Origin of the sequence: Polaromonas sp. YR568, assembly GCF_943372955.1 — a bacterium.
Classification (GTDB): Bacteria; Pseudomonadota; Gammaproteobacteria; order Burkholderiales; family Burkholderiaceae_C; genus Polaromonas.
The window spans coordinates 726823-751750 of record NZ_CALSAL010000001.1; the positions used below are offsets into that span (position 1 = coordinate 726823).

41 protein-coding genes are annotated in these 24928 nt (G+C 63.6%); 6 read left to right on the top strand and 35 right to left on the bottom strand.

What is annotated here, in order from left to right:
* Nucleotides 1–89 precede the first annotated feature (89 nt).
* Entirely contained in the window at nt 90–281 is a 192-nt protein-coding gene (locus AAG793_RS03355) for a hypothetical protein (protein WP_341903989.1), read from the bottom strand.
* 1059 nt (nt 282–1340) lie between these two features.
* On the opposite strand from AAG793_RS03355, the gene AAG793_RS03360 reads away from it, so the two are divergent.
* Nucleotides 1341–1682: a hypothetical protein gene (locus AAG793_RS03360; RefSeq protein ID WP_341903993.1), complete on the top strand. Its 342-nt coding sequence runs from the start codon at nt 1341–1343 to the stop codon at nt 1680–1682.
* Between the two features lie 189 nt (nt 1683–1871).
* Here the strand turns inward: AAG793_RS03360 and AAG793_RS03365 are convergent, their stop codons facing one another.
* The 22 genes from AAG793_RS03365 to AAG793_RS03470 all read right to left on the bottom strand — a co-directional run bounded on the left by AAG793_RS03365 (nt 1872) and on the right by AAG793_RS03470 (nt 11176).
* Nucleotides 1872–2039, bottom strand: a complete 168-nt coding sequence (locus tag AAG793_RS03365) for a hypothetical protein (protein ID WP_341903995.1) — start codon at nt 2037–2039, stop codon at nt 1872–1874.
* Nucleotides 2036–2197 (bottom strand): hypothetical protein, encoded by a 162-nt coding sequence (locus tag AAG793_RS03370; protein ID WP_341903997.1) that lies wholly within the window; start codon nt 2195–2197, stop codon nt 2036–2038. Before AAG793_RS03370 ends, AAG793_RS03365 begins: the two co-directional genes overlap by 4 nt.
* Nucleotides 2198–2199: 2 nt before the next feature.
* Nucleotides 2200–2364: a hypothetical protein gene (locus AAG793_RS03375; RefSeq protein ID WP_341904001.1), complete on the bottom strand. Its 165-nt coding sequence runs from the start codon at nt 2362–2364 to the stop codon at nt 2200–2202.
* Nucleotides 2365–2374: 10 nt separating this feature from the next.
* On the bottom strand, nt 2375–2767 hold the full coding sequence (locus AAG793_RS03380) for a hypothetical protein (RefSeq protein ID WP_341904003.1): 393 nt from the start codon (nt 2765–2767) through the stop codon (nt 2375–2377).
* Nucleotides 2768–2770: 3 nt separating this feature from the next.
* Complete coding sequence (locus tag AAG793_RS03385; protein ID WP_341904007.1) at nt 2771–3184, bottom strand: hypothetical protein; 414 nt, start codon at nt 3182–3184, stop codon at nt 2771–2773.
* Between the two features lie 3 nt (nt 3185–3187).
* On the bottom strand, nt 3188–3871 hold the full coding sequence (locus tag AAG793_RS03390; RefSeq protein WP_341904010.1) for a glycoside hydrolase family 104 protein: 684 nt from the start codon (nt 3869–3871) through the stop codon (nt 3188–3190).
* Nucleotides 3868–4641: a hypothetical protein gene (locus AAG793_RS03395; RefSeq protein WP_341904012.1), complete on the bottom strand. Its 774-nt coding sequence runs from the start codon at nt 4639–4641 to the stop codon at nt 3868–3870. Before AAG793_RS03395 ends, AAG793_RS03390 begins: the two co-directional genes overlap by 4 nt.
* Nucleotides 4641–5048, bottom strand: coding sequence for a hypothetical protein (locus AAG793_RS03400; RefSeq protein WP_341904014.1), 408 nt, complete (start codon nt 5046–5048; stop codon nt 4641–4643). The genes AAG793_RS03395 and AAG793_RS03400 overlap by 1 nt, the downstream gene beginning before the upstream one ends.
* A complete protein-coding gene (locus tag AAG793_RS03405) occupies nt 5041–5442 on the bottom strand; it encodes a hypothetical protein (RefSeq protein WP_341904017.1) in 402 nt (133 codons plus the stop codon). Before AAG793_RS03405 ends, AAG793_RS03400 begins: the two co-directional genes overlap by 8 nt.
* The gene (locus AAG793_RS03410) at nt 5424–5681 is read right to left on the bottom strand and encodes a hypothetical protein (protein WP_341904020.1); all 258 of its coding nucleotides are present in this window, start codon (nt 5679–5681) and stop codon (nt 5424–5426) included. The genes AAG793_RS03405 and AAG793_RS03410 overlap by 19 nt, the downstream gene beginning before the upstream one ends.
* A gap of 1 nt (nt 5682) precedes the next feature.
* Nucleotides 5683–5961, bottom strand: coding sequence for a hypothetical protein (locus tag AAG793_RS03415; protein WP_341904022.1), 279 nt, complete (start codon nt 5959–5961; stop codon nt 5683–5685).
* 25 nt (nt 5962–5986) lie between these two features.
* Nucleotides 5987–6832, bottom strand: a complete 846-nt coding sequence (locus AAG793_RS03420; protein ID WP_341904025.1) for a major capsid protein P2 — start codon at nt 6830–6832, stop codon at nt 5987–5989.
* A gap of 41 nt (nt 6833–6873) precedes the next feature.
* On the bottom strand, nt 6874–7035 hold the full coding sequence (locus AAG793_RS03425; protein ID WP_341904028.1) for a hypothetical protein: 162 nt from the start codon (nt 7033–7035) through the stop codon (nt 6874–6876).
* A 90-nt stretch (nt 7036–7125) separates the two neighbouring features.
* Nucleotides 7126–7818: a hypothetical protein gene (locus tag AAG793_RS03430; RefSeq protein WP_341904031.1), complete on the bottom strand. Its 693-nt coding sequence runs from the start codon at nt 7816–7818 to the stop codon at nt 7126–7128.
* Entirely contained in the window at nt 7805–8293 is a 489-nt protein-coding gene (locus AAG793_RS03435; RefSeq protein WP_341904034.1) for a hypothetical protein, read from the bottom strand. Before AAG793_RS03435 ends, AAG793_RS03430 begins: the two co-directional genes overlap by 14 nt.
* Nucleotides 8290–8562, bottom strand: coding sequence for a hypothetical protein (locus AAG793_RS03440; protein ID WP_341904036.1), 273 nt, complete (start codon nt 8560–8562; stop codon nt 8290–8292). Before AAG793_RS03440 ends, AAG793_RS03435 begins: the two co-directional genes overlap by 4 nt.
* Nucleotides 8563–8564: 2 nt before the next feature.
* Nucleotides 8565–8759 (bottom strand): hypothetical protein, encoded by a 195-nt coding sequence (locus tag AAG793_RS03445; RefSeq protein ID WP_341904038.1) that lies wholly within the window; start codon nt 8757–8759, stop codon nt 8565–8567.
* A 117-nt stretch (nt 8760–8876) separates the two neighbouring features.
* Nucleotides 8877–10142 (bottom strand): protein rep, encoded by a 1266-nt coding sequence (locus AAG793_RS03450; RefSeq protein ID WP_341904042.1) that lies wholly within the window; start codon nt 10140–10142, stop codon nt 8877–8879.
* Complete coding sequence (locus tag AAG793_RS03455; protein WP_341904044.1) at nt 10139–10360, bottom strand: hypothetical protein; 222 nt, start codon at nt 10358–10360, stop codon at nt 10139–10141. The genes AAG793_RS03450 and AAG793_RS03455 overlap by 4 nt, the downstream gene beginning before the upstream one ends.
* Complete coding sequence (locus AAG793_RS03460; protein WP_341904046.1) at nt 10357–10575, bottom strand: hypothetical protein; 219 nt, start codon at nt 10573–10575, stop codon at nt 10357–10359. The genes AAG793_RS03455 and AAG793_RS03460 overlap by 4 nt, the downstream gene beginning before the upstream one ends.
* Nucleotides 10572–10850 (bottom strand): hypothetical protein, encoded by a 279-nt coding sequence (locus AAG793_RS03465; RefSeq protein WP_341904049.1) that lies wholly within the window; start codon nt 10848–10850, stop codon nt 10572–10574. The genes AAG793_RS03460 and AAG793_RS03465 overlap by 4 nt, the downstream gene beginning before the upstream one ends.
* On the bottom strand, nt 10850–11176 hold the full coding sequence (locus AAG793_RS03470) for a hypothetical protein (RefSeq protein WP_341904051.1): 327 nt from the start codon (nt 11174–11176) through the stop codon (nt 10850–10852). Before AAG793_RS03470 ends, AAG793_RS03465 begins: the two co-directional genes overlap by 1 nt.
* 448 nt (nt 11177–11624) lie before the next feature.
* Here AAG793_RS03470 and AAG793_RS03475 point away from each other — a divergent pair, with 448 nt between their 5' ends.
* Both AAG793_RS03475 and AAG793_RS03480 read left to right on the top strand, forming a co-directional pair.
* Nucleotides 11625–11903 (top strand): hypothetical protein, encoded by a 279-nt coding sequence (locus tag AAG793_RS03475; RefSeq protein ID WP_341904053.1) that lies wholly within the window; start codon nt 11625–11627, stop codon nt 11901–11903.
* Between the two features lie 101 nt (nt 11904–12004).
* Nucleotides 12005–13366: an MBL fold metallo-hydrolase gene (locus tag AAG793_RS03480; protein ID WP_341904056.1), complete on the top strand. Its 1362-nt coding sequence runs from the start codon at nt 12005–12007 to the stop codon at nt 13364–13366.
* A gap of 27 nt (nt 13367–13393) precedes the next feature.
* On the opposite strand, the gene AAG793_RS03485 is transcribed toward AAG793_RS03480, so the two are convergent.
* Together AAG793_RS03485 and AAG793_RS03490 are read right to left on the bottom strand one after the other, a co-directional pair.
* Nucleotides 13394–14740, bottom strand: a complete 1347-nt coding sequence (locus AAG793_RS03485; protein WP_341904058.1) for an MFS transporter — start codon at nt 14738–14740, stop codon at nt 13394–13396.
* A 47-nt stretch (nt 14741–14787) separates the two neighbouring features.
* The gene (locus tag AAG793_RS03490) at nt 14788–15066 is read right to left on the bottom strand and encodes a metal-sensing transcriptional repressor (RefSeq protein WP_341904061.1); all 279 of its coding nucleotides are present in this window, start codon (nt 15064–15066) and stop codon (nt 14788–14790) included.
* A gap of 101 nt (nt 15067–15167) precedes the next feature.
* On the opposite strand from AAG793_RS03490, the gene AAG793_RS03495 reads away from it, so the two are divergent.
* From AAG793_RS03495 to AAG793_RS03505, 3 genes are all read left to right on the top strand, one after another.
* A complete protein-coding gene (locus AAG793_RS03495; RefSeq protein WP_341904063.1) occupies nt 15168–15554 on the top strand; it encodes a hypothetical protein in 387 nt (128 codons plus the stop codon).
* A gap of 75 nt (nt 15555–15629) precedes the next feature.
* A complete protein-coding gene (locus tag AAG793_RS03500) occupies nt 15630–16367 on the top strand; it encodes a HupE/UreJ family protein (protein WP_341904066.1) in 738 nt (245 codons plus the stop codon).
* Nucleotides 16368–16387: 20 nt separating this feature from the next.
* The gene (locus AAG793_RS03505; RefSeq protein WP_341904069.1) at nt 16388–17041 is read left to right on the top strand and encodes a transmembrane anchor protein; all 654 of its coding nucleotides are present in this window, start codon (nt 16388–16390) and stop codon (nt 17039–17041) included.
* A gap of 47 nt (nt 17042–17088) precedes the next feature.
* On the opposite strand, the gene AAG793_RS03510 is transcribed toward AAG793_RS03505, so the two are convergent.
* From AAG793_RS03510 to AAG793_RS03555, 10 genes are all read right to left on the bottom strand, one after another.
* Entirely contained in the window at nt 17089–17595 is a 507-nt protein-coding gene (locus tag AAG793_RS03510; protein ID WP_341904072.1) for a heme-binding protein, read from the bottom strand.
* Nucleotides 17596–17697: 102 nt separating this feature from the next.
* Nucleotides 17698–18387 carry a sulfite exporter TauE/SafE family protein gene (locus AAG793_RS03515; protein ID WP_341904075.1) on the bottom strand — a complete coding sequence of 230 codons (690 nt, stop codon included), beginning with the start codon at nt 18385–18387 and terminating at the stop codon, nt 17698–17700.
* An 18-nt stretch (nt 18388–18405) separates the two neighbouring features.
* Nucleotides 18406–19788, bottom strand: coding sequence for an oxygen-independent coproporphyrinogen III oxidase (gene hemN / locus AAG793_RS03520; protein WP_341904078.1), 1383 nt, complete (start codon nt 19786–19788; stop codon nt 18406–18408).
* A 151-nt stretch (nt 19789–19939) separates the two neighbouring features.
* The gene (locus tag AAG793_RS03525; protein WP_341904081.1) at nt 19940–20587 is read right to left on the bottom strand and encodes a helix-turn-helix domain-containing protein; all 648 of its coding nucleotides are present in this window, start codon (nt 20585–20587) and stop codon (nt 19940–19942) included.
* Between the two features lie 146 nt (nt 20588–20733).
* Nucleotides 20734–21186 (bottom strand): response regulator transcription factor, encoded by a 453-nt coding sequence (locus AAG793_RS03530; RefSeq protein ID WP_341904084.1) that lies wholly within the window; start codon nt 21184–21186, stop codon nt 20734–20736.
* Between the two features lie 158 nt (nt 21187–21344).
* Entirely contained in the window at nt 21345–22157 is an 813-nt protein-coding gene (locus AAG793_RS03535) for a universal stress protein (protein WP_341904087.1), read from the bottom strand.
* Between the two features lie 150 nt (nt 22158–22307).
* Nucleotides 22308–22952, bottom strand: a complete 645-nt coding sequence (locus AAG793_RS03540; protein ID WP_341904092.1) for a response regulator transcription factor — start codon at nt 22950–22952, stop codon at nt 22308–22310.
* Nucleotides 22949–24238 carry a PAS domain-containing sensor histidine kinase gene (locus tag AAG793_RS03545; RefSeq protein WP_341904096.1) on the bottom strand — a complete coding sequence of 430 codons (1290 nt, stop codon included), beginning with the start codon at nt 24236–24238 and terminating at the stop codon, nt 22949–22951. The genes AAG793_RS03540 and AAG793_RS03545 overlap by 4 nt, the downstream gene beginning before the upstream one ends.
* Nucleotides 24239–24330: 92 nt before the next feature.
* Nucleotides 24331–24597, bottom strand: a complete 267-nt coding sequence (locus AAG793_RS03550; protein WP_341904098.1) for a hypothetical protein — start codon at nt 24595–24597, stop codon at nt 24331–24333.
* A gap of 51 nt (nt 24598–24648) precedes the next feature.
* Nucleotides 24649–24924: a nitrogen fixation protein FixH gene (locus AAG793_RS03555; protein ID WP_341904099.1), complete on the bottom strand. Its 276-nt coding sequence runs from the start codon at nt 24922–24924 to the stop codon at nt 24649–24651.
* Nucleotides 24925–24928 lie beyond the last annotated feature (4 nt).

Sequence of the window (24928 nt, forward strand, 5' to 3'; positions counted from 1 at the left end):
GCTGAAAGCGGGTTCAGTCGCGCTTCGCTTCATGGGGCGTTGCCCCATACCCAGAGAGGGCAGCCACAGGGGCCTCAGAGGCGGGCGGTTCACAGCCAACCCCCGGCGTACAGGCGCAGCACGGCAGCGCAGCCACGCAGCGGCAGCAGGCGCACAGGGTGAGGGATGACCACCGGCCCACGGTTTGCCAGATCAAGCGACCAACCAACGGCAGCAGGGAACCAGCGCGGCAGGCGGGCGCTCAGCGCGTCCACCTCAGCAGGGGTAGGGGTGCGGCTCATACCGCGCCCCCTGCACTGTCAGCCTTGGGGGTTTGCGGCCTTCCAGGCGTAGAGGGCCTTCGCGTAGCTGCGAAGCTCGGAGGGTCGGGCCTTGGGGCCGGGGTGCGTGGGCTTGGGGGCAGCCGGAACGGACCCTGCAAACTCACGGCGAAGGTCGGCCAATCGCTCTGTGGGAGGCTTTGGCGGCTGTGGTTCAGCGGCCACAGACTGGGCGGCAATCGGCGGGTTTGCGGCGGTTTGGGAGCCTCGCAGGTAGGCGTCGAGGGCGACACCAACGAGCGAATTGAGGCTGATTCCGACCCGTTCGCAGTACTCGCGGGCGAGGGAATCGAGGGCAGGAGAGAGTCGGATATTGGTGGCCATGGTGCCATTATCGCACCACTCTCGCACCACTTACCGTCATTTACCCCCGTGTTACTCGGGGGGGTATCTGTTTTGGGCGCGGCCCCGGCGCTCGCGTCCGCCTGAACGGCTGGCCGCTGCGCCAGGTGCGGCGCTTGCCTCAAGTGTGCGCCGTGTGAGGCGTTGATGCAAGCCATCTGGGCCTCGCGATAGAGCTGACCGAACCCTTGGGCCTGCCTGACCAACAGCGACCACCACGAGCCGTCCTTGCCCGTCAGCGTGCGGCCCTCGGGCGTGACCAGCATGCCACGGCTGAAGTGCCAGCCTTCCCACGACTTGCCGGGCAGCTCCATGTACCGCAGCAGCCGCAGCAGCTTGTAGACGGCATACGGCACCGGGTGGCGTCCGCTGGCCCAGTTCTGTAAAGTCCTCAGCGAGACATGCAGCAGCTTCGCCGCCTCAGGGTGTTTCAGGCCGAGGTCAGCGAGCAGCGCCCGGAAGCGCTTTGCAGACTCGGCGCGGTCTGCCGGGCACTGGCGGGCCTTCTTGCCAGTCTTATTGATGTTCCACGATGTATATTATGTAAAGTCCCAGACGCTCTGCAATTGATAGCAGCCCATGCCCGCACGCTCGGGATTTCCCTGCAGATGGCCTGAATACCCCAGCACGGGATTATTCACACCACCGCTCAATTGTAATTTCCTGTAACTTGGCCCGATGTTTCGTGCCAGCCACACCCCGCCGTTGTCCATTCTGCTGGATGACCTGCTGATCAGCGACCCGGCCGCCATCGCGGCGCACCTGGGCGTGACTACCCAAACCCTCAAGCACTGGAAAGCCACCGACAAGGCCCCACGCGCGGCCCTGCTGGCGTTGTTCTATGAAACCCGGTGGGGATACAGCCTGATCGAGACCACCGCCCACAATGGCCATATCCGTGAGCTGCAGCACCGCCAGTGCCTGGAACGCGAGAACGCCATGCTGAGGGCGCGGATAGCCCGCCTGGAACGCCTGGGCGGGTTTGGGGCTGCCAATGCCCCGGTGCTGGCCGTCAGGTAGCACCAGACGTAAAAAAACCCGCTGAGAGGCGGGTTTTGTCGTTTCAGGGTTTCCCCTGATCACTTGCGCTTTTTGAACTGCCCTTTTTTGGGGCCGCTGGTGTGGCGGGGTGGCGTGCGGCGGGTGGTCTTTTTGGCGGGTTTGCGTTTCTTGGTGGGCATCGTTGCTCCTTGGTGGTGGGGGGAACGGTTACAGGGTGTCGGTGGGGGTGGGTGCTGGGCCCCACTGCTTGCGGATCCACTCACGCACCGGCGGCAGCTGGCCGACGATGAACGCGGCGACCAGGGCGCCGGCCAGCACGATGATGGCTTCGCGGCCAATCTCGGTGGGCGTGGGGATGATTTTGGGGGTGGTCACTTTTGTGCGCTCCGGTTGCGTTCTTCGACTACTTCCAGCCGGACATCGATGCGATCAACGTCCCGCCGGAGCCATTCAAGTTTTGTGGACACCACGCCCCAGGTGACGGCGCCATTGAGCACGGCCGTCAGGAGCGCGATCTTGACGCCGTCTGACATGGTCACAGGGACTTGAGCAGGGCCATGCGCAGGAAGATGCCCAGCAGGCCATTCAGCCCGATCTGGACAGCCTCAGGGCTGGTGAATTCGCCGGTGGCGTAGCCAGTGCCGGCGGTGGCGATGGCTGCGACGCCAGTCCAGAAGGTTTTGCTTTTTGCGAGTGCCATGGTGTGCCTTTCAAGCGTAGGGGTAAATCGGAGAGCCAAAATCGTCCTGCACCGGGCTGGGCTGCACGGTGGGCAGCGGCGCGGCAGGGTTGATCCCGGGGGTGAACGGAGCCGGGTGGGTGACGTCATAAATCCAGTACCCGAGCGACCATGAGCCGTCAGCACTGCGCCCGGGCCCGCTGGCGTCCACAATGGCGTTGCCCAGGGCATTCACGCCGGTGTAAGCGAGGTTCTGATCACTGGCCGGGTTGAAGCTCTGCACCACCGAATCAAACGATGGCAGATCAGGCAGGCCGGGCAGCGCGGCCCCGGCGCGGCGCACCAGCACCACACCGACACCGACCACCGCAGCGGCCAGCGCCAGTTTGACCAGCAGATCACCAGAGACCGGGGCTACCTTCATGGATCAATACCAATATTCTTGGCTGTAGTCGTAGATCGAGCCATAGCCCGGTGCCAGGTTGGCCGCGTAGCCGTCGTTGTAGCCGCTGTAAGGATCACCAGTGACGCTGCCGTCGTACACCGAGCCGGTGCCGCTGTAGCTGGCGTTCTGCTGCTGGTACACCGTGGGCGTGGTGCTGTTGAACAGTTTGTCGAAGGCGGCGCCGCCGATCTTGCCCACAGCGTTCCACAGAGCCGAGTCGTTGCGCTGGTAGGTCTGGGCGACAGGTCCCAGCGGCGTGGCTGCAGGGCGCGGGATGCCACCGACCAGAGAGGACAGGCCGGCGCCCTGGGCGCTGCGCGTGGCAAACCAGTAGGCGCCGATGCCGAGCGCGGCCAGCAGCAGCAGATTGGTGGGGGGGATGGATGCTGTTTTCATGGGTCAGGCCTCAAGGTTGCCGCCGGCTGCCTGATATTGGGCGACCAGCGTGGTGAGTTTCTTTTCCGGCTGCGCGTACCCTGCCCCGGGCATGGATGCCCAGATCGGGGCGACCTTGGCCACGGCAGCCTGCAGCCGGCCGGCGCGCACGTCGTTCAGGGCGCCGCGTTCCCGCACCAGCTCCAGCGCGGCGCGGTCCTGCGATTCCGGCCCGAAGTCGGGCAGCTGCAGGCGGCGCTGCAGGGCATCCCATGTCCTGGACAAGAACTGATACCGGCCGGCGGCGCTGGTCATCAGCCGTTCGCCTCGGCCATTGGTGAAGGGGGTGAACACCCGGGGGTGATCGGCAAAGGAGTTGAACAACTTGCCACCGAACAGGGTGCGGTAACCATCCGGGCCGGTGTGGCCGATCTCGGCATAGGCCAGCATGTCGAGAAAGGCTTTTTCGTTCTGCGCAGCCACGTCAGCAGGCACAGCGGCCGGGATGTAGGTGGTGGGGTTCAGGTTCACGAAAATTTCCTCAAACGGTGTGGCGAGCTGGTCGGTGGATTCGTCGGGGGCGTAGTCGGTGAAGGTGTCGCTGGTGTAGTCGGTGAAGTCAGGCAGCACCGCCCCGCCCTGCGCACGCCGCACGCCGATGAAGACGGCAGCGGTGATCACGGTGGCGGCGGCGAGGGTGAGGTTCATACGGCTTCGGTGTAAAACTCAAAATCAGCTTCTAAGTTGATGCCCGAGCCGGTCGTTGCCACACACAGGCCCGAGTTTTGCGCCAAGACAATCGGTTCAAGCAGATCGAAGGCTTCGGTGGTGTTGCCCAGTAGGCGGCGCGTTGCCAAAACAGTACCGGCTACGGCAGCATTTGCCAGACTTCGTAGCTCTGCCAGCGACAAGGCGCCGCCTAAATTTTTGTTCACTGCGTAAGTTGCCACGCCCGCGATTGCTGCCGTACTGGCGAACAGCTCAATTGATGCGTTGCTGCCGACTGAGGCGGTGATATTTCGAACGACAAGACGCTGGCCTGCCGTGGGATTCCACAGCTGGACAACTGACGCATTGGCACCAGCAGCCTGCACGCGGCCACCCTGAAAGGCCACATTTGCAAGCGTTCTGGCTTTGGGCGTGTCAGTGACAGCCGACAGCGTTGCAGCTGCCAGAGAAATATCGCCGGAGATGGTCACCACCCCATAAAGGCGATTGTCGATAAACAGGTCACCACTGCACAGCACCGACACCGTGTTGGGTGCCCCGGATTTATCCACAAAGGTCAGGCGGTTGTACGGCGTGTTTTCCAGCCCCTGCCCGGTCAGCAGATCAGGCAGCGTTCCGAAGGTGTCGCCGTTTACGTCCACCGCCCCGGTGGCCGACTGGATACGGAAATAATCTGAGATGACCAGCAGCGGGAAGGCGCCATTGGCTGGGATGGTGAAGGTGTAGACCTTGACTTGTTTGTTGTTCATCATTTTCCCCGGACGGCGGTGAACGCCACGATGCCGGCCATGGCGATGGCGCCGATCAGAATTTTGTCGGTGAGTGCGCCCCGGCCCTTCGCGTCGGCGTAGGCGTCTTTCACCAGGTTGGCTTGACTGTCCAGCGATGCCAGCGCGGCAGCTTGCGAATCCACACCGAAGGTAAAGGCCTTGGTGAGCGCGTCGGCACCGAAGGTCAGCGAGGCATTCAGGTTTTTTACAGCGGCGTCGGTGGTCTTGTTGACTGCGTTGTTGGCGACCTCGGCGTCCAGCGTGGTGACGTTCACCGAGCTGCCGCCGTAGGCTTCCACCGACACGGCGCCTTGCGCCAGAGACCGGCGGTTGTCAGTCTGCTGGGTATCGTTGCTGCTTTGGCTTGAGCTTTCCGAATCAGACATATTTCGGCACCTTGAGCATCACGGCGCCGGTCACCATCCACTGGTGGCGAAGGCAGCTTTTTGCCACGTGTGGCACTTGAGTGCACATGGCCAGAAGGTCGGCGTCGTAGCGGGCAGCGAGGCCCATCACGGCGCGATCCAGCGCGGCAGCACTGAGCCGGTCACCTTCGGATCGAAGGCCCACAATGTCCAGGCGCCGGCCGTGCTTGAAGTTGACCGGGCGCACCACGATCAGTGCGCGCTGCTGGTCGTTCTCAAACTCAAAAAGCGCATCGCGGCCATAGGCCTCGTCTACCGTGGCCAGCGGCCCCCATGGGCTGACATCGAGCGCGGGCTGCATGGCAGCGAGGCGATCAGCGTCCCAGGGCACAGCATTTACTTTTTCAGCAGCCATACAGCAGCGATCCCGATCAAAGCGATGATGGCCAGCGTCGGCACTGAGGCGGCGGCGCCCTGCAGCGAGGTGCCGCTGCCGGCCTGATTCACGATCCAGTCACCAGACCCCAGCGACCAGCTATTTCCGAACACATCAGAGCGTGCGGAGGACTGGGCGCTTGAACCTAGATCAAGCGGCGGCAGCGGTGCACCGCCCAGTGACAGAGAGGGCATGAAGCCCGGGGGCATTGCGGCCATGTCACTTTTTCAGGGCGAGGTAAGCCACGCCGCCGATCAGCAGCAGCATGGGCAGCGACATGCCGAGGCCCATGAAGTTCTGCAGGTTGCTGATTGGCTGGCCCTCCACCGACTGGCCGTAAGGCGTGATGGTGGTGTATTGGCCGGGCCGGTTGATTGCGTAGCTGTCCTCGTTCGCGTAGGACTGCTCTGGCACGCCCAGGGCGCCGGACAGCAGCGAGATGAAGCTGCGCTGCGTGCGCTGGCGATCCTGCGCGGCGATCAATTCCTCATAGGTCATGGTTTCCCCTCCCCGTGAGAAAAAGTTAGTACGCGCCGAACGGGATCAGTTCGTCAGTTTCAATGGTGATGGTCTCGGCGCCGCTGAAGGTGCCGTAGAACTGGGCGCTCTTGACGCCAGAGGCCGGCCGGGTGTCCCAGGTGCGGCCCATGATCTGGCCATCCTGCACCGGGTCGAACACCACCAGATTGGCCTGAGGCGTGAGGCCGTTGTCCTTCTGGGCAGCTTCGTTCTCTTCCTTGGTCAGCTCGTGCTCGGTCACACCTTCACGCATCGTTTTGAATGCGGTCATGTTGGCCGAGTAGAAGGCGATGCGGCGATAGTTGGAACCGCCACCGGCCGGATCGATGTGGGGGATCGGCAGCGCGAAGGTGCCGGCAGCGGCGATGCTGACGGTGGCGCGGTGCTTGCGGGCGATCAGGAAACGGATACCGGCCTCGGCAGGGTCAGCCGTTGGTGGCGACACATCAGCCACACCGACCAGCGTCGGAGCGGTGGCGCCCGCAATGGTCACTTCCATGCGCAGCGAGGTAATACCCGATGCAGCGGACAGATCGATGGCGCCCGCCTGGAAGGCGTTGACGGTGCGCGCCTTGCGGTTCATGAAGTCGATTTTCAGGATCGTGGCGTCTGCCACTGCCGGCGAGGCGTAGCAGGTGATCAGGTTGAGGTTGGTGCCGGTGCTTTCCCAGATCACCTTGCCGTTGGCCTTGATCTGGATCAGCGTGATCATGGCGCGGGTCAGCGCGGTGCCGCCCAGCGTGAGCATGATCTTTTCCAGGACGGTGCCCAGAAATTTGTTCATGTCGCAGATAGCGACACCGGTGGCGACCACGTTCTGGAACGGGTCGAGAATCATTTGCTTATTCATGGAGTTTCCCCTTGTTGGTGGTGGTCAGACGGCGCGGTGGCTTACAGCGCGTTCTGCACGTAGGGGATGTTCTTGGCGACGATCACGCCCATGACACCGAAGGCGCCGGCTTTGACCATTTGATTGGGGACAAACTTCTGAATCGCGTAGGCGATGCCCAGGGCGATGCCGGTGGCGATCAGTTTCTCTTTTGACATGTTCATGATCCGAGCCTTTCGGTGGGTGGTTTCGGTGGTGAAAAAAGCAATGCACCGAAGATGCCCGGGGTGAACAGAAAAAGAAAATTCGCCGCCTTAGGAATCGTCCCTTAGGCGAGGTTTGCCAGCGGCTGCCGGTGTGGTTTTTTTTGCAGAAAAAGTGAGTTTTCCGCGTGTCGGCTCGATCTGGCCGGCGCGGCGCTCGATCCAGTGAAGGTCAGGCAGCGTCAGCAGATCACGGTAATCGCAGCCCAGCGACTGGGCCAGCTCCTTCGCGTCGGGCACGTTGGAAAGGCGGCCGGTGTGCAGCACGTCAGCATTCCCGATGAAGGACTTGTCGCACTCCTTGGTGCGCTGCCCTGCCCCGATGATGGACAGCCACTGAGGATCCTTTGATCCGGCCAGCCGGTAATCGCGCCCGATGTTCACGCACCGGCGCCACGCCGGCGGCGCCTTGTTGGCTTTGGTCACTTCCGGCAGTTCATCCACGAACATCAGCACGCGGCCGGCCTCCCATGCGGCGAGACAGAACAACTCAAACTGCGCATGAAAATCAACCCGGTGGTCTACCAGATACCGCGCCTGGAATGTCGGCTTTTCCAGCGCCCGGATGAACGCGGCCAGATCGGTGAAGGGCTTGCCCACGCTGGCCAGCGCGGGATCGTGCTTGAAGTCCCACACCATCAGGCGCGGCGGCTTGATGGCTGCGATCTGCTGTTTCACCCAGGCGGTTTTGCCGGTGCCGCGTGCCCCGAAGGCAGCCAGCACCAGCGCCTTACTGCTGGCCATCGACTGGCACAGCGGACAGCACCACCGGCCCGCCCGCTGCCGGTGCGGTGGTGGTGGTGGCCTTCGCCGCTTTCAGTTCCTCAGACAGGCCGGATCGGATGGCCAGCAGCACAGGCACGGTCACCATCGCGGCTTTGATTTCGGTCATGTAGTCGCCGGTTGCTTTGCTCAGATCAACCCCGTATTTGTCCAGGACAGCAGCATTCGCATCCACCACCGGCTGCATAACTTCGTTGGCCATGGTGGTTTTCGGGCTGGTGACTTTGGCGAAGGTGCACAGCGTATCGCGCACCAGCTCCACGGCCATCATCAGCACTTGCGCATTCGACATTTTCCCGGGCGCTGTAACTTCACCCTCAGGCGTATCGCCACCGGTCTCGGCCGGCGGCTGCAGCAGGCCCTGCGCCTGATCGGCCAGCGCGGCCAGTGGGCTGGCCGGTGCTGCGCCTTCGTCGGTTCGTTGGGTGATTTTCATAGCTGCCCCAGTTGAAAGCCACCGGCTGCCCGGCTGCCCGGTGCTGGTGGTGCTGCAGTCTTGTCGTCGGGTTCGGGGGTGGCGTTTTTGATGCTGGCCATGCGCTCCTTGAAGGCGCTGCCACCGGGTTCCGCGTAGCCACTGGAGTCGCAGCAGTCGCATTTGTGGGTGAGCATTCCGCCGGCGCTTTTACGGTAGGTCACAGGCTCTGCGCAGCTGGCATTCGGGCAGATGCCGCGACCGACCTTTTCAGAGGTGGTGCGGCCCATGATCAGAGAGCGATCAGGTCAGAGACCTTGACGGCCTCGGTTTTGCCATCAGTGTCCCAAGTGACACCGACTTTTTCGTTGTCGTCCGGGTCGATCAGGCTTACATGGCCAGCTTCGCCGCCGTTGCCGTGTTCGTCACCACCGCGCGGGTGCGTGGGTTTGGCTTTGACCGATTGAAGGATTGTGAAACGTCCCATTGCTTTTCTCCAGAAGGTGCCGGCAGCCGGCCGGCGCGGTTTTGGTGGAGGCGAGAGTTCAATGCTTCGAACTTCGCCGCGCGGGTTAACGGTCCGCCGCTATCTCGCCCCCGTAACTCAAGCTGTGATCTCCTCGGCCTCGTGCCAGTAGCCATTGCCACCGATCACCAGACGATCCACGAGGATGTTTCCCTTGCGCCTGATCCCGCCCACGGCCTGCGCGGCGGCGATCCAGTCATCAATGAGCTGTTGCGGGTTGTCCAGGTGGCCGAACTCGGCAACGAACGCGAGGAATCGGCCATAGGCGCCGCGTGACACCAGCGTGGTGAGCTGGCCTTGATCTATCACGCCTATCGGGTGCTCATCGTTCAGCGGCAGATCAGGCTCGGCTGCCGCCTGTTCGTCCTCCATGTCCTCGATGCCGAAGTGCGCTTTCAGCCCGGGCGACCACGTGAGCATCCGCTTGCCGTCGAACTCGGTCACGAACTCACGGAAGGCCATGGTGGCGTGGCCATCGCCGCCGTTTTCCATGTCGTGCTTAGAAATTTCCAGCAGCTGGAAAGGGGTGTAGTGGTCGTTCGTGCCCCAGGTGTTCCGCTTGCCGGTTTTGGCGTGCGAGAGAGTCAGCTCCTCGACCAGTCCCCACTTCGCCACATACTCGGCGGCGCCCTTCCCTCCCCTCACATCCAGCGCGTACTTTCCGGCCCACTCGCGATTGTTCGCGTCGACCAGCCCGCGCTTTTCCAGCAGCCGGACCCACTCGCCACGGAAGTAATCGATGGCCGGACTGGACAGCCGGCCTTTTTCGTCGGCCTCGCCTTCACCGAACGCACCGGGCGCGCAGAACACCAGCATATGCAGGTGCGGGTGCCAGTGGTTCGCCGTGCCGTAGGTGCACTCCAGCGAGGTGACGCTGCCGACCCGGCCAGCGGTGCCGTCCTTGCCCATCACTTTTTTCCAGCCCTTGGAGTTCTGGAACGACTGCCGCGCCTTGGAAAACGGCAGCATCAGCTCGGCCAGCGTCTGGCCACGGTAGTGGGGAAAGGTGAAGGTCAGCAGGTAGGCGTGGCCACCGGCTGCCGTGTGCTGCTCCATGGCGTAGGTCAGCTCCTTGCGGCGCTGCTCTGCCACCTTGGACGCGCACACCGGGCAGGCCCAGACGCTGCCGCAGGTCTTGACGCTGCCGACCCGGGCGCCGGAGCCGTCCAGGCGGCGCATCACCGGCAGCGGCCCTTCGCTCACGGCGTGCCGGCCACACCAGCACGTGCGGTGCTGCTTGTTGTGTGGCCGGCCATCGTTGACGTGCAGGATCGACTGGGCTTGCCGCCTGAGGGAGTCACGCCGGACCAGATTGGCCCGGGCTTTCTCGGTCTGCTCGTTCATCCCCTGCCCTTCTTGGCGGCGATGCGCAGCTCGTTTTCGTGATTCAGCCGGGCATTCATGCCCTGATAGCTTTCGCCGGTGTCCCGGTGCACCATGCCAGTGCAGCAGAATCCCGGCGCTGGTGGCAGCAGCAGCCACTCAGCCGGATCGATGGACACCCCGGGAACCCGCGCCACGCCTTGCGGTGTATCGATTTCGCGTGCATACCGAGAGTTCATGACGCGGGGGCAAAAGGGAAAGAGGCAGCGGAGCGCATGGCGGCGCCCAGGGCGTCCAGGTGCACGCCTTCCAGCTCGATGCGACCACTGGCGCCAGCGCCTGAGAACTCCAGCCACCAGACCTGCCCGTTGCCGGGATGGCGCCGGATTCGCACCTCGGTGCCGTTCAACGTGACGCGAACATCAGGGGCGATCACCATGATCCCGGGGTTCATGCCTCGGCCCTCATTCGCGCCAGCGTGGCGATCAGCACGCCGATCTGGGCGCCCGCCTCCTCGTACCGCAGCTTTAGCAGCGGGTTGGCCTTCACGAACGCATAGGAATGCCGCAGCTCGATCCTCATGTCGGTGGCCTGCCTCAGCAGGTGGTCTAAGGCGGCGGCGTTGGGGGTGAATGCCTCAGGCTTCGCAGCCTCGGCAGCGGCCCGCACCTCGATACAGGTGCGGTTCATGGTCTGCAGCGGCAGCACCGGATCAGCGAGGCGGGCCATCAGTGGATTCCGCAGGCTGTCTTAGAAGGGCAATCGCTCTGCCCCAGTTGGCAGGCGGCAGCATCGTGGCAGCGCAGCCCTGAGGCGAACGCCTGCGCGGCCTGCAGCGGCGCGGTGCTGGGTGCAGCCGGCCCGGTCAGGCACTTCAGCGCGGCCAGCTCGACAGCCTGGGCGAACACCCCGGCCATGTCGGCGGGGATAAACAGGTTCACCGGTGCCGGCTCTGAGGCCATGGGAAAGAACTTGGTCACTGCCACGGTCTGCAGCGAGTGATGGGCGGTGATGGTCAGACGGCAGCCGTCAGCAAGGCGGAGTGTGGTTTTCATGCTGGCACACCTGCGGCCAGATCGGAAAAATCACCCAGCTTTATAAAAATGTCGGGGTAGGTGTCCGGTACTGGGACAGCAAAAGAATGCCCGGTTGAACAATAGCCAGCGCAGTAAGAAAGCAGATCGACTGCACAGCGAACTTCATGGGTTTTCGGGCCGTGAACGGTATCAGCCACAGCGACGTATCGGGGTGTCTTAGTCATGGTTTGGCACTTTCTCAGCGGCCCTGCACTTCCTGCGATCCCGAAGGAGCCACCCCGGCCCACCGCGTAGAAAGTGCCAGCCCGCCACGAGTTGAAGGATTCGCGGGGTGACGGGGCGGATGATAGGTCGGAACCTCCGAACGCGTCAATAGCCTACGAACGCTCGACGTCTACACCGTATTGACGTTCACAGGGGGAGGACTATGCTCTCGCCTTAGGAACAACCCCTAAGGAGTGCCACCATGAAAGCAGCAGATTGGATTGATCGGGTAAAGGCCGCACGCGGCTGGGACAGCGACTACAAAGCCGCGAAGGAGCTGGGGATCAGCAGGAACACCATCAGCACCTACAGGGGGCGACCGATGACAACCCTTGAGGAAGATACGGCGATCAGCGTTGCGAACGCCTTAGGTGAGCGCCCTGAGGCGGTGCTGCTGGATCAGTACGCGGAGCGCACCAAAAACCCGGCTGTCCGCTCTGCCCTCAAGGAGGCGGCGTCCAAGCTCTGTATATTATGTTAACCATTAACCGGACCAGTCCCCACAGCTAAACAGGCAATGCAATCCGCGCCGCCCATGCGCCAAATCAAACACCCTGCTTTTTCCTCTGCCTACACTGCAGCATGAAAATCCAATTTCTCGGTGCCACTGACACCGTCACGGGCTCCAAATACCTGGTCCGGCACGGCGAAGCTTCCGTGCTGGTGGATTGTGGGTTGTTCCAGGGCTACAAGCCGCTGCGGTTACGCAACTGGGCGGCGCTGCCGGTTTCGCCGGCCAGCATTGACGCGGTGATCCTCACGCATGCCCACATCGACCACAGCGGCTACCTGCCTTTGCTGGCGCGTCAGGGCTTCAAGGGCAAGGTGTTCTGCACGCCGGCCACGGCTGACCTGTGCCGCATCTTGCTGCCGGACTCGGGCCACCTGCAGGAAGAAGAAGCTGAATACGCCAACCGCCACGGCTTTTCCAAGCACGCGCCGGCGTTGCCGCTTTACACCCGCGAAGACGCGATGCGCTGCCTCAAGCTGCTGCATCCGGTGCCGATGGGCTCGCATTGGCATCCCGCGCCAGGGCTGAATGCCAGCCTGACGCCTTCCGGCCACATGGTCGGCTCCTCATTCATCCGGCTCGACAACGGTTCGCGCTCCATCCTGTTTTCTGGTGATATCGGCCGACCAAACGATCTGGTGCTCAAACCGCCCTCGCAGATGGACGGGGCTGATTACCTCGTCGTTGAGTCAACCTACGGCGACCGGCTGCACAAGGACTCCGACCCGCTGCTTGCCTTGGGCCAGGTGATCAACCGCACGGCCAAGCGAGGCGGCGTGGTCGTGATTCCAGCCTTTGCGGTCGGACGCGCGCAAAGCCTGCTGCACTGCATTCAGGTCCTCAAGACCCAGGGCGTCATCGACCGCAAGCTGCCCATCTATCTCAACAGTCCGATGGCGGCCAATGCCACGCAGGTGTATCTGAAGCACCGGGCGGAACTGCGGCTGACCTCTGCCGAGTGCGAGGCCATGGCACACACCGCGCATGTGGTCGGAACGCCTGAAGAATCGCGGCTGCTCAACGCCAAGCACGGGCCCATGGTCATCATCGCGGCCAGCGGCATGGCCACTGGCGGACGCGTGGTGCACCACCTCAAGGCTTTCGCGCCGGACAAGCGCAACACCATTTTGCTGGCAGGCTTCCAGCCGGGTGGCACGCGCGGTGCGCTGATCGCTGGTGGCGCCCCCACGGTGCGCATCCACGGGCAGGATGTGCCGATACGCGCCGAAGTGGCAATGCTGGACGACCTGTCTGCCCACTCCGATGCGGCCGAAATCATGGGATGGCTGCGCGGTTTCAAGGCGGCGCCGAAGCAGACCTTCATAACCCACGGCGAGCCCGCTGCGGCCGACGCCATGCGCCAGCGCATTGAGCGCGAGCTGCACTGGTCGTGCCACCTGCCCTGCTATCTGGAGTCAGTCGCTCTCAATTAGTAGTGGCCACTCAGCCGGGCGGCCAACTCAGCGTTCCCTGACGGGATCAGGCCAGTTGGGGTGATGGTCATCCACCACAAAAGGATGCGCGTGCCGTGCGCCGGCAGGTGTGGCGGTGGCACCCTGAACATGGGTGTGCCCGGAGGGCAGTGCCTGCCGAGGGTGTTCATGCTCGATCACCTCCGGGTCATGGGCCGGCCACACCAGGAAAGCCACCCATACAGATACAGCCGCCGCGCAGCCCAGCGCGACGAACGTTACCGTCATGCCAAAGTGGGTGCCCAACCAGCCAGCCAGCGGATAAAACACCAGCCAGCAGGCGTGAGACAACGCAAACTGTGCCGCAAACAGCGCCGGGCGGTCCTCGGGATGAGACGACCGACGCAGCAGGCGCCCCGACGGTGTCTGGGCTGTGGAGTACCCCAGCCCGATCACAAACCACAAGGCCCCCAAAGCCATCAGCGATGCGTACCGGATCACGAAAGCGCCGCTGAACAGACACACCACCATCACCACAATTCCGCCAAGCATCACCGCCCTGTCCGCCAGTTTCTCCAGCAAGCGAGGCAGGATCAGCGCGGCCACCATGGAGCCGGCCCCGAAACTGGTCAAAGCCAGGGCGACCGCGCTCTGGCTCAAGCCCAGGCCACCCTGAATGATCACGACTGTGTTGACAAATACCATGGCGCCTGCTGCTGCGACGCCTGCACTGACGGCCAGCAGTCCGCGCAAGCGCGGTGTGGCGAGGTAGATGCGCAGCCCGCGTGTGGTGCGGTCGTAGATGCCGCGGCGCTGCGGCGAAGGATGCGCTGGCAAGGTGACCGACATGACCAGCGCCGCCGACGCGAGAAACCCGACCACCGTCCCGGCAAACAGATCATGAAAACCAATGACTGTCAGCAGCGCGGCGGCGAGCATGGGGCTGACAAGGCTCTCCATGTCGTAGGCCAGGCGGGAGAGCGACAGGGCCTTGGTGTAGTCCTTCTCATCCGGCAACACATCGGGAATGGTGGCCTGAAAAGTCGGCGTGAAGGCGGCAGACGCCGCCTGCAGCGCAAAAATCAGCAGGTACACCTGCCAGATGTGCGTGACGAACGGCAGCGCCAATGCCACAGCTGCCCTCACCAGATCAAGGGTGACCAGCAGGGTGCGTCTCGGAAGGCGTTCGGCAAACGCCGAAGCAACCGGCGCGATGCCAACGTAGGCCATCATCTTGATCGCCAGCGCTGTCCCCAGCACCATGCCCGCGTTGTCACCGGCGAGGTCAAACGCCAGCAAGCCCAAGGCCACCGTAGCCAGCCCGGTGCCGATCAGGGCAATCACCTGAGCGGCAAACAGCTTGCGGTAAGTGCGGTGGGAGAGTATCTCCAGCATGTCGGTTTCCGGTAGTGCCTGTTCGGACGCAATCTGGCGCCTGCGGCTCAGAGGTAGCGGGTGATTTCCCTGAACTCGTCCAGTGAATCGCGCCGGGCGGGGTCAAGAGGCCCGACCAGGTCTTCCAGGCAGTGGTCCAGATGGCTCTGAATCAGGGCTTTCTTGGCCTGCTGAACGGCTTTTTCCACGGCCTGCAGTTGCTGCGCCACATCCAGGCAGGTGCGTCCGTGCTCCAGCATGTCGATGGTGCTGCTCAGGTGCCCGCCTGCCCGGCGAAGGCGCTTGATGATGGCCGGATGGGTTTGATGTGTATGCGGTTGTTTCATGGCGGACCTTGTCTTTCCATATTCCTCATATCCCCTCGGGGAGGTTACTATAATCGCGTGATCGAACGCCAGCACAAGCGCTTTTCATGCCCCCACGCCCCATGAACCACACAGACCCCACCCGCGCCGCGCTGGGCGTGCGTTGGCTGGTTCTGATGGTGATCCTGTTTGGTGCGCTCGTCTCTTCGGTTGGCAACACAAATTCCCACGGCATCGCTGCGCTGAGCGCGGCACACGAACATTCACACTCGCACGAAGACGCCCACGGATCTGCCGATGAAGCAAGCGACGCCGGGTGGACGATCGCGGGTCCGGCGGCGCCGCTTGATCATCCCCACCACGGCGCAGACCATTCGCATGACAAAGCGCATGCGTCGCCTCTCGCGTGGCCCTCAGCCACCCCACAGCTGCCCGTGTGGTTCGGGGTGGTGAGGCCATGGATTGACATGGTTCAGGCATCGAGGCTGGAACGCCCTCCGATGGGCTAGGGGCTTGCTGCCCTCCCCTCATCCTTGCGCTGCGTCAAGCAGCGCGTCCCATTGATTCAGACCACTGGAGTCTTCATGCACAGCCTTGTCCACGACAGGTTGCCACGTTCGCCATGGGCGAGCTGGCCATCCCGTCTGCTTTTACTTTCAGTCGCCTTGATCTGCCTGCTCCTGGGCAGCGCAGATGCCTTTGCCCACGCCGTGACCGAGGGCGACAAGGGTTACATCCAGGAAATCTCGGGCGTCAACCTGATTCCGTTCATGTACCTGGGCGCCAAACACATGATGACGGGCTACGACCACATCCTGTTCCTGTTCGGCGTGATCTTCTTCCTGTACCGGATCCAGCACATCGCCATCTACGTGAGCCTGTTTGCGCTGGGTCATTCGACCACGATGATCCTCGGCGTTTACTTCAACGTGGGGATCAACAGTTACCTGATCGACGCCATCATCGGTCTGTCCGTCGTCTACAAGGCGCTGGACAACATCGGTGCTTTCCAGCGCTGGCTCGGGTTTCAGCCGAACACCAAGGTCGCGACCCTGGTGTTCGGCCTGTTCCACGGCTTCGGTCTGGCCACCAAGATTCAGGAGTACGAGATTTCGCCCGATGGACTGGTGCCCAACCTGCTCGCCTTCAACGTGGGTGTTGAGATCGGACAGCTGCTGGCCCTGGCCGTCATCCTGATCGGCATGAGTTACTGGCGTCGCACGCCAAGCTTTGTCCGTAACGCCTACACAGCCAACGTCGCCATGATGAGCGCGGGCTTCATTCTGGTGGGCATGCAGCTCACTGGCTATTTTGTGTCTTGAACACCCCAGGAATATTGACCATGTACAACAGTGATACCCCCTCGCGCGCCGAACTGCCCTCCTCAAAGCAGCTGGTGCGCTCCACGCTTCTGGCTGCCGTTTCGGCCGTCGTGCTTCTGGTGGCCGTCGTGCTCCCGGCTGAATATGGCGTTGACCCCACCGGCATCGGCAAGGTTCTGCGCCTGACGGAGATGGGAACGATCAAGCAAGGGCTTGCGGCAGAAGCCGTAGCGGATGCGGCTTTAAAGACCGGTTCGCCCACCGAAAAAGCGGCTGGCGCCACCGTCAGCACTGCACCCTCGCCCACGGCTGTAGCCCCGGCCCCAGCGGCGCCAGCCCAGCCGGCGGCTGCTCAGGTCGCGTGGCGCGATGAGATGCCCTTCACCCTGGCGCCAGGGCAAGGCACAGAGATCAAGCTGAAAATGGCCGAAGGCGCCAAGGCGCAATACCAGTGGGTGGTCGAGGGCGGCATGGTCAATTTCGACACCCACGGTGACGGACCGGGCAAATCGATCAGCTACGAAAAAGGTCGTGGTGTGGCCTCGGACGAAGGCACGCTGGAGGCCGCGTTCACAGGCAACCACGGCTGGTACTGGCGCAACCGGGGCAAATCACCTGTGAAGGTCGTTTTGCGTGCCCGCGGGGACTACACCGACATCAAAAGAGTGCTGTGAGCAACGGGGCGCTGCGACTAGGTCGTGGCGCCTTTGATCAAGCCGCTTCAGAACTCGAGGTCATCGCGGATGGCAGCGATGCCCGCTTTGGCACACACGTCATCAGCATCGCCTCCTGGTGCTCCCGACACCCCTATAGCGCCAACAATGGAGCCCGCTGATTCGATGGGTATTCCCCCGCCAATCGCCACGACGCGAGGCAGGTGCCGAATACCGGACGCCGGCTCGCCGGCTTGTGTGGACCGCGCAAAACTGGTGGTGTCGAGCTTGAAACTGACGGCCGTGTACGCCTTGTTGATGGCCGTCTCGACGGTATGAGGCCCGGCAAAGCGGTCGCGCAGCATGACCAGCGAGTTGCCAGCCCGGTCATTGACCGACACAGCGGCCTGATGACCATTCTTGCGACAAGTCTCCAGCGCGGCACGAGCGGCCTTCAGCGCTGCGTCGGGCGTGAGCGATGCAGCCTGAAAAGTGGCTTGCTGCGCCTGAAGCACGCCGCCAGACAGACTGAGCAGCAGGGCAAGACAAAGGGTCGATCGTCGGGATGTGCGCATGGCGGTGGTTCCTTGGTTGCGGTGTTCTGCTCCGAGGGTAGCAAATCAGTGCGGGGTGTAAGCAGAAAGCGCAGACAGCGCGGGCAGACAACCCGAAACACATCACGCCAGGCCGCACCACTGCGCAATGCGGTGCATGGTGTCGCCCCACAGGCCGTACAGGGCGGCCAGCATCAGCACCCCGCCCGCCAGGCGCACGCCCAACTGGTCTTTCAGCCTGTTGCCGGCCTGCCGCAGACCGGCCAGCAGGCGCGGCGCCAGCAGCAACGAAACGCCGCTGCCCACCGCAAAAGCCGCCATCGCCAGCGCGCCTTCAAGCGCGCCACCGCTGAGCGAGGCGACCAGCAGCGCCGAATAGAGCAGGCTGCAGGGCATGAAGGCCCAAAGGGCGCCCACCGAAAACATGCCGCCGCGTGACGCGGCCACAGCTCCCACGCGCGACCACGCTGAGCGCCCTGCCCGGTCGGCCCAGGCGGGCTGGGTGGCGGTGACCACCAGCATCAGGCCCCAGCCAAGCACGGCCAGGTGAAACAGTACCCACGCCGGTTTGAAGACGATGGCCTGCTCGGTCATCCACGCCAGGCTTTGCACGGCGGTAGCTGCTGCCGCACCGGCAGCGGAATAACCCACCAGCCGCCCGGCCTGAAACAGCAGCGGTGACGGCGCCGCGTGCCCGGTGCTTCCGGGGCTTGCACGGCGAAAACCGCCGCAGGCCGCGCCGCACATCACCGCGCAGTGGGGGCCGCCAGCCAAGCCCATGAGCAAAGCGGTGGTGGTGAGGGCGTAAGACACGTGAGGCGGCGAGTGAATTCAGATGATTCGCGAGAACCGGCTGCGGTTGAGGTCGGTCTGCAGGTAACGGTCAAACACCATGGCCACGGCCCGCAGCACAAAGCGGCCTTCTGGCGTGACCTCGATGCCGCTGTCAGACAGCACGACCAGTCCGTCGTTTTCCAGCTCGCGCAGGCGCTCCATTTCAGGTGCGAAATAGGTCTTGAAGTCCAGCACCCAGGCCAGCTCCACCGATTCGAACCACACCTGCCCCTGGCACATGATGGCCATGATCACCGCCCGGCGGGCCAGGTCGTCGCGGTTGAGCGCCAGGCCGCGCGTGACCGGAAAGCGCCCCTGATCGAGCAGGTCGCGGTATTCCTCCAGGGTTTTGGCGTTCTGGCTGTAGGTGGCGCCAACGGCCCCGATGGATGACACCCCCAAGCCCACCAGATCGCGGTCGGGCTGCGTGCTGTAGCCCTGAAAGTTGCGGTGTAAACGGCCTTCCCGGCTGGCCACGGCCAGCGAATCGTTGGCCAGCGCGAAATGGTCCATGCCGATGTAGCGGTAACCGGTGTCCTGAAAACCAGTCATCGCGTCGGCCAGCATGGTGGCCTTTTCGGCGGCGCCGGGCAGGTCAGCCAGCGCAATGTGGCGTTGCGGCTTGAAGCGTTCCGGCAGGTGCGCATAGGCATACAGCGCAATGCGGTCGGGCCGGAGCTCCTGCACCTGGCGGATGGTGCGGGCAAAGGACTCGGGTGTCTGTTTGGGCAGGCCGTAGATCAGGTCCACATTGATGGATTCAAAGCCCAACGCCCGCGCCCACGACACCAGCTCAAACACCTGTTCGGCGGGCTGGATGCGGTGCACCGCCTTCTGGACGGCGGCGTCAAAGTCCTGCACGCCAAAGCTGAGGCGGTTGAAACCCAGCGCGTCCATGGCCGAGAGGCGGCTCGGGTCGACGGTGCGCGGGTCCACCTCGATGGACATTTCCGCACCGGGAACGATGTCGAAGTTGCGCCTGAGCATCTCCATCAGCCAGCTCAGCTCAGCATCGGACAAAAACGTGGGCGTGCCACCCCCCAGGTGCAACTGGCTCACCGCCCTGCCCTTGCCCAGATGCGCTGTGTACAGCTCGACCTCGCGTTCCAGATACGCCAGATAGCTGGTTGCCCGGTCATGCTGTTTGGTAATGATCTTGTTGCACCCGCAGTAGTAGCAGAGGGACTCACAGAACGGAATGTGCACATACAGCGACAGCGGCGCAGCAGACGATTCAGCCCGCGAACGCCGCTCGTCCAGCGCCTGAATGTGATCGCTGGCCGTGAAGGCTTCGACAAACCGGTCGGCTGTCGGGTAAGAGGTGTAGCGCGGACCGGGAACGTCGAAACGCTGGAGTGCGCGGGGTAGAACTGCAGCCATGGCTTGCCTCTGAAATGGGATGCCTCTACTCTGCCGCTGCGGCGCGCCGCAAGAGTTGACGTGGATCAAATTCTCAGAAATCAGAAATCAAATAGTCGAGTCGCGAGCGCCGCAACACGCGCCGTGCATGCCCTGGCGCTGCGCCAGATACTCAGTGAACGCGTGTCTCGATGACGCGCTTGAGGGCGGCCATGTCGGTGATGCGGATATGGCGCTTGTCGACCTCCAGCACGCCCTGCTGCTGGAATGCAGAGAACGCGCGGCTCACGGTTTCCAGCTTCATGCCGAGGTAGCTGCCGATCTCGGCGCGCGACATGCGCAGGTGGAATTCGGTGCTGGAGTAACCGCGCAGTTTGAGTCGCTGTGACAGGTTGATCAGGAAGGCGGCCAGCCGCTCTTCGGCGTTCATGCTGCCCAGCAGCAGCATCAGGCTGTGCTCGCGGACGATCTCGCGGCTCATCAGGCGGCCCACGGCCATTTGCAGGTCGGCACTGCTGGCGGCGAGATGGCTGATCTGGTCGTAGGGAATCGCGCAGACCTCGGTATCTTCCAGGGCGGTGGAGTTGCTCGCATGCGCGCCGTTGGCAATGCCGTCCAGGCCCATCAGCTCGCCGGCCATCTGGAAGCCGCTCACCTGTTCCCGGCCGTCGGCCAGCGTCAGGCTGGACTTGAAGGTGCCCATGCGAACCGCGTAGATGTTCTTGAATGTCTGGCCCTCGTGGTACAGGGTCTGCCCGGCCTTGACTTTCACACGGTTGAAGTGAAGGCCGTCCAGTCCGTCCACGTCCGCGGGTGTCATGCCGCACGGAAGGCAAATGTCGCGCAGGTTGCAGTCAGAGCAACGGGTTTTCAGCGGTGCCATTGCTGCACCTGCAGTGGTGACATGGGCAATTGAATGAACAACTGATGGGGCAGCTGAATGGGCGATTGAATGGACAGTGGACATCATGACTCCTGGGTCTGAGGGGATGAAATGGGGGTTCTGGTGCGACGTGACTGAACAAGCCCGATCACGGCGTTGGCCAGTTCATGGAACTCGCTGCATTTGTCGAGAAAGCGGGTGGCGCCTTCGGCCAGATAGCGTGTGCGGAAAGCCGTCTCGGCGTGATGGCTCAGAACGATGAAAGGGGTGTCCGGCCGGGCTTTGAGGACGGACTTCATGACCTGCATGCCGGTGCCCCGGCCAAGCTGCACGTCCAGAACCACCACATCGGGCCGGGTGGCCAGAATGCCGGAGGCAGCTGATTCCGGCGTATCGGCCTGGCCCACGATCACCATGCCCTGGGCTGTGAGCATTTCGGCCACACGGCGATGGCTCAGGGCCGAGTCATCGGCAAGAAAGACCTGGGTAGGCGGGTTGACCGGTGGGGTCGGGCGGGCTGAAGCGTTGTGCTGCATGCCTCTACTGTCGCGCCAGCGGCGATTCCGGAACATCGGCTTTTGCCGAAATCCTGGCTCGGATTACGCTGGTTTACGGCCGCGGACACTCCGACACCGGCTCGGAATATTCCGAGTCTGGGTGCCTGCCGGGTGGCGGTTGGCCGATGAATGTGCGGTCAGTGCGCCATGAAGACCGGCAGGGTCATGCGCTCGAGCACCGTGCGCGAGGTGCCACCCAACAACCACTCGTGTGCCCGGGGCCGGCCATAGCAGCCCATCACCAGCAGGTCGGCATGCAGGTCAAAGGCGCGGGAAAGAAGCACCTCACCCAGGTTGTCCGGCTCCAGGTTTTCACGCTGCCATTCCGCCTGAATGCCATGGTCCTGGAGGTAAGAGGTGATGCTCATGTCAGTGTCTGCCGTGACGCCGGCAGCGCCCCAGCTCAGCACGGTGACCGAGCGCGCATCGCGCAGGATGGGCAGCGCTGTCGCCACCGCCTGCGCGGTGGCCCGGGTGGGCTTCCAGGCGATCACGACATGGGCGGGCAGGTCCGGTCGGGCCGAGGTGTAGGGCAGCACCACCGCCGGCCTGCCGCTCAGGGCAATCACGGTTTCCGGAAAGTCTATCGGCAGACGGCTGGCCCTGCCCTCCCCCGCATCGTGCTGGCCCAGCACCAGCAGGTCGGCATAGAGCGCCTGCTCGGCAACGGCCGGGGCCAGTGCGGAGTCGCGAACCTCTGCCCACGCAGCAGGCAGCCCTGGCGGCTTGCATTGCTCGAACAGGGCACGGGCCTTGGCCAGCGCAGCGTCTTCTGCGTTCTTGCGCTTCACCGCCAGAGCGGCCTCGAGACCCGGTGACACCGGAGGCGCCTCGAAGGTCGAGGGTGACGCATAGAGCGCAGTGATGCCCGCGCCGTGCTGGGCGGCCAGCCGGCAGGCGAAGTCCAGGCGCTGGGCAAATTGCGCCGAAGCGTCAGCATGGACCAGCAAGCGTCTGAGTTCATTGCCCACGACAGCCCCGTTTCAGAGTGTGCATGGCTCGACTGTAGGCAGACACCCGGCGGGTGGTATTGACCCTTGTCAACGCCCTGCACTTTTGCGGTTCCAGGCCAGCAAACGCCGGGGAATCGCAGGCCAGGGTCAGGGGTCAAGTGGCTCGGTCAACCCGTGCTTGAGCGCGTAGCGGATCAGCTCGCTCTGGTTCTGCAGGCCCATTTTCTGCATCAGGTTGGTCTTGTGGGTGCTGACGGTCTTGACCGACAGGTTCAGCTGGGTGGCGATGTCGGTCATCGACACACCGGCCACCAGCAGCTGCAGCACCTCGAACTCGCGGTTGGACAGGCTTTCGTGGGGAACCGCCTGATTGCCAGGCATGGCGCCCAGTGCCAGTTGCTCGGCCACCTCGGCGCTGATGAAAGCGCCACCCGAGGCCACCTTGCGCAGGGCCTGCTCCAGTTGGGCTGGCGCGCTTTCCTTGGTCAGGTAACCGCTGGCGCCGTTCTTGATGGCACGCACCGCGTACTGCAGCTCCTGGTGCATGCTGAGCACCAGAATGCGCAGCTGCGGCTTTTCGCTGCGGATCAGCTTGATCAGCTCCATGCCGCTGCGCCCGGGCATGGACAGGTCCAGCACCAGCACGTCAAACGCCAGTTCACGCACACGTTGCATGACTTCGGTGCCGTTGCCTGCCTCGCCGGCCACTTCCATGTCGGCAATCGATGACACGATGCGCTTGAGCCCTTCCCGCACGATGGCGTGGTCGTCGGCAATCACAATCCTGATCATGTGCTCTCTCCTCTGTCGCCGGTTTCCGGAACCGGGATGCTGACCCGTATCTGCGTGCCACGGCCCGGTGCGGTGTCGATGTCCACCGTGCCCTGCAGCAACCGGGCCCGCTCGCGCAGGCCCATCAGGCCGAGCGATCCCGCCTTGCGGGGTGCGTCGGGCGAGAACCCGGCGCCGTTGTCGTTGACTTCCAGGACCACTGCGGTGGCAGTGCGGGCAATGCGCACCTCGACTTGTGAGGCGCCCGAATGCTTGGCCACATTCACCAGCGATTCCTGAACAATGCGGAAGACCGCAGTGGCGTAAGGCTCGCCCAGCTCGACTTCCTCATCGAGCGAGAGCTTGCACGGCACGCCGTGGCGCTGGCTGAAATTGTGGGTCAGCCACTGGATCGCTGGCCCCAGGCCGAGGTCATCGAGCAGCAAGGGCCGCAGGTCAGATGCAATGCGCCGGGTGGCGGCAACCGTGGTGTCGAGCAGGCCCAGCATGTCGTCCAGCTTGGCGCGCACCGCGTCTGAATCCGGGGGCATGGCCTCGCGAATCCAGGTGGCGTCCATCTTGATGGCCGTCAGCGACTGGGCCAGTTCGTCATGCAGCTCGCGCGCAATCCGCGTTTTTTCGCTCTCGCGGATGGCGTGGGCGGCCGACGCAAAAGCGCTCAGCTCCTCGCTGGCGCGGACGCGCTCGGTCACGTCGCGCAGGATCACGGTGTACAGCTTGCCGTGCGCCGTATCGAGCTGCGAGATCGAGGCCTCCAGGGGAAACTCTTCGCCATTCGATCGGCGGCCATTGAGCACCGTGCCGTCGCCCATGCGGCGCGATGTCGTGCCCGTCTGGCCGAAACGCTTGACCTGCCCGCCATGCGCCCCTTGGTGCCGCTGTGGAATCAGGCGCGTAAGCGGCTGGCCCAGCATGTCGCGTGTGGGCCAACCGAAGATCCGCTCGGCGGCCTTGTTGTACAGAATGACGTTCTGGTCGCTGTCGACGGTGATGATGGCGTCCATGGCCGAGTCGAGCAGACCAGCCAGCCGGGCATCAGCGCCTTCGAGAGCCTGTTTGCCCTCGCGGTCGCGGGCCGCGTTGCGCACAAACAGCAGCCACGACATGCCGCAGCTGGTGGCAGCGAGTGCCACCACGATGAACAGCAGCGGGCGCGAAGCGACCTCCTGGCGGGACGCGAGTATCGTGACCGCCAGAAACGTCAGGGTGGCGATCACGGCCAGAACAATCGCCATCGATTGCTTGCGTTTCGGCACGGCATCGCCGACGTGAGGAAAAAGGGACATGGGGGGCGAGCGGAAGTGGAGTCTCATCTTACCGTCCGCCTCTTCATTTCCGTCCGAACATTTCCACCTGGCGTGGCGCCCCTCGGGTGGTATCAGCGCTCTGCCGTGGGCGGCGGTGGCCTGTGCCTGGCGCCCGGTTCGGTCTCCGTCAGCAGCAGGGTCATGGCGCTCGATGCCCCACACGCCAGCCAGAACACAAAGAAGGCAGCTGTCTGCAAGCCAAGGCGGGACAGGCCCACCGGCTGCCCGAAGCGCTGCAGCTCTTCCGGGTCAAACAGCCCGAACAGCAGCACCTGCAGCAGGCAGGCCGAGAGGAAGGCCGGCCAGGCAATACCCAGAATCTTCTTGGCGGGAATCATGGGTCTCCTTGTATTTCTCGTGATGGGTCTGCTGGTGTAGCTGCGAACCGCTTACGGACGCTGAGGCTGCGATGACCGATCAGGTGTCGCCGCGTGGTTGCGCCCTTCCAGCGCCGGCGCCAGTGCCCGATGGCTCACCGGCCGGCTTGGCGCGCTGTACTTGACGACCTGCGGCGCCGGCTGCGTGCGAATCACGGTATCCGGGTATTTGAGCGTCAGGAAGATGGTGACCGCGCTGGCGACTATCACCAGCGCCGGGCCGGAAATCACCAGCCAGACATGGCCGTGTTTCCACCAGGGAATCGAAGGGGTTGGCAAGGTGGTCATGAAC

Coding starts and splice junctions, on each gene's coding strand:
- AAG793_RS03355 (WP_341903989.1), bottom strand. CDS start 281: ATGAGCCGCACCCCTACCCCTGCTGAGGTGGACGCGCTGAGCGCCCGC.
- AAG793_RS03360 (WP_341903993.1), top strand. CDS start 1,341: ATGTTTCGTGCCAGCCACACCCCGCCGTTGTCCATTCTGCTGGATGAC.
- AAG793_RS03370 (WP_341903997.1), bottom strand. CDS start 2,197: ATGTCAGACGGCGTCAAGATCGCGCTCCTGACGGCCGTGCTCAATGGC.
- AAG793_RS03375 (WP_341904001.1), bottom strand. CDS start 2,364: ATGGCACTCGCAAAAAGCAAAACCTTCTGGACTGGCGTCGCAGCCATC.
- AAG793_RS03380 (WP_341904003.1), bottom strand. CDS start 2,767: ATGAAGGTAGCCCCGGTCTCTGGTGATCTGCTGGTCAAACTGGCGCTG.
- AAG793_RS03385 (WP_341904007.1), bottom strand. CDS start 3,184: ATGAAAACAGCATCCATCCCCCCCACCAATCTGCTGCTGCTGGCCGCG.
- AAG793_RS03390 (WP_341904010.1), bottom strand. CDS start 3,871: ATGAACCTCACCCTCGCCGCCGCCACCGTGATCACCGCTGCCGTCTTC.
- AAG793_RS03395 (WP_341904012.1), bottom strand. CDS start 4,641: ATGAACAACAAACAAGTCAAGGTCTACACCTTCACCATCCCAGCCAAT.
- AAG793_RS03400 (WP_341904014.1), bottom strand. CDS start 5,048: ATGTCTGATTCGGAAAGCTCAAGCCAAAGCAGCAACGATACCCAGCAG.
- AAG793_RS03405 (WP_341904017.1), bottom strand. CDS start 5,442: ATGGCTGCTGAAAAAGTAAATGCTGTGCCCTGGGACGCTGATCGCCTC.
- AAG793_RS03410 (WP_341904020.1), bottom strand. CDS start 5,681: ATGGCCGCAATGCCCCCGGGCTTCATGCCCTCTCTGTCACTGGGCGGT.
- AAG793_RS03415 (WP_341904022.1), bottom strand. CDS start 5,961: ATGACCTATGAGGAATTGATCGCCGCGCAGGATCGCCAGCGCACGCAG.
- AAG793_RS03420 (WP_341904025.1), bottom strand. CDS start 6,832: ATGAATAAGCAAATGATTCTCGACCCGTTCCAGAACGTGGTCGCCACC.
- AAG793_RS03425 (WP_341904028.1), bottom strand. CDS start 7,035: ATGAACATGTCAAAAGAGAAACTGATCGCCACCGGCATCGCCCTGGGC.
- AAG793_RS03430 (WP_341904031.1), bottom strand. CDS start 7,818: ATGGCCAGCAGTAAGGCGCTGGTGCTGGCTGCCTTCGGGGCACGCGGC.
- AAG793_RS03435 (WP_341904034.1), bottom strand. CDS start 8,293: ATGAAAATCACCCAACGAACCGACGAAGGCGCAGCACCGGCCAGCCCA.
- AAG793_RS03440 (WP_341904036.1), bottom strand. CDS start 8,562: ATGGGCCGCACCACCTCTGAAAAGGTCGGTCGCGGCATCTGCCCGAAT.
- AAG793_RS03445 (WP_341904038.1), bottom strand. CDS start 8,759: ATGGGACGTTTCACAATCCTTCAATCGGTCAAAGCCAAACCCACGCAC.
- AAG793_RS03450 (WP_341904042.1), bottom strand. CDS start 10,142: ATGAACGAGCAGACCGAGAAAGCCCGGGCCAATCTGGTCCGGCGTGAC.
- AAG793_RS03455 (WP_341904044.1), bottom strand. CDS start 10,360: ATGAACTCTCGGTATGCACGCGAAATCGATACACCGCAAGGCGTGGCG.
- AAG793_RS03460 (WP_341904046.1), bottom strand. CDS start 10,575: ATGAACCCCGGGATCATGGTGATCGCCCCTGATGTTCGCGTCACGTTG.
- AAG793_RS03465 (WP_341904049.1), bottom strand. CDS start 10,850: ATGGCCCGCCTCGCTGATCCGGTGCTGCCGCTGCAGACCATGAACCGC.
- AAG793_RS03470 (WP_341904051.1), bottom strand. CDS start 11,176: ATGAAAACCACACTCCGCCTTGCTGACGGCTGCCGTCTGACCATCACC.
- AAG793_RS03475 (WP_341904053.1), top strand. CDS start 11,625: ATGAAAGCAGCAGATTGGATTGATCGGGTAAAGGCCGCACGCGGCTGG.
- AAG793_RS03480 (WP_341904056.1), top strand. CDS start 12,005: ATGAAAATCCAATTTCTCGGTGCCACTGACACCGTCACGGGCTCCAAA.
- AAG793_RS03485 (WP_341904058.1), bottom strand. CDS start 14,740: ATGCTGGAGATACTCTCCCACCGCACTTACCGCAAGCTGTTTGCCGCT.
- AAG793_RS03490 (WP_341904061.1), bottom strand. CDS start 15,066: ATGAAACAACCGCATACACATCAAACCCATCCGGCCATCATCAAGCGC.
- AAG793_RS03495 (WP_341904063.1), top strand. CDS start 15,168: ATGAACCACACAGACCCCACCCGCGCCGCGCTGGGCGTGCGTTGGCTG.
- AAG793_RS03500 (WP_341904066.1), top strand. CDS start 15,630: ATGCACAGCCTTGTCCACGACAGGTTGCCACGTTCGCCATGGGCGAGC.
- AAG793_RS03505 (WP_341904069.1), top strand. CDS start 16,388: ATGTACAACAGTGATACCCCCTCGCGCGCCGAACTGCCCTCCTCAAAG.
- AAG793_RS03510 (WP_341904072.1), bottom strand. CDS start 17,595: ATGCGCACATCCCGACGATCGACCCTTTGTCTTGCCCTGCTGCTCAGT.
- hemN (WP_341904078.1), bottom strand. CDS start 19,788: ATGGCTGCAGTTCTACCCCGCGCACTCCAGCGTTTCGACGTTCCCGGT.
- AAG793_RS03525 (WP_341904081.1), bottom strand. CDS start 20,587: ATGACACCCGCGGACGTGGACGGACTGGACGGCCTTCACTTCAACCGT.
- AAG793_RS03530 (WP_341904084.1), bottom strand. CDS start 21,186: ATGCAGCACAACGCTTCAGCCCGCCCGACCCCACCGGTCAACCCGCCT.
- AAG793_RS03540 (WP_341904092.1), bottom strand. CDS start 22,952: ATGATCAGGATTGTGATTGCCGACGACCACGCCATCGTGCGGGAAGGG.
- AAG793_RS03545 (WP_341904096.1), bottom strand. CDS start 24,238: ATGTCCCTTTTTCCTCACGTCGGCGATGCCGTGCCGAAACGCAAGCAA.
- AAG793_RS03550 (WP_341904098.1), bottom strand. CDS start 24,597: ATGATTCCCGCCAAGAAGATTCTGGGTATTGCCTGGCCGGCCTTCCTC.
- AAG793_RS03555 (WP_341904099.1), bottom strand. CDS start 24,924: ATGACCACCTTGCCAACCCCTTCGATTCCCTGGTGGAAACACGGCCAT.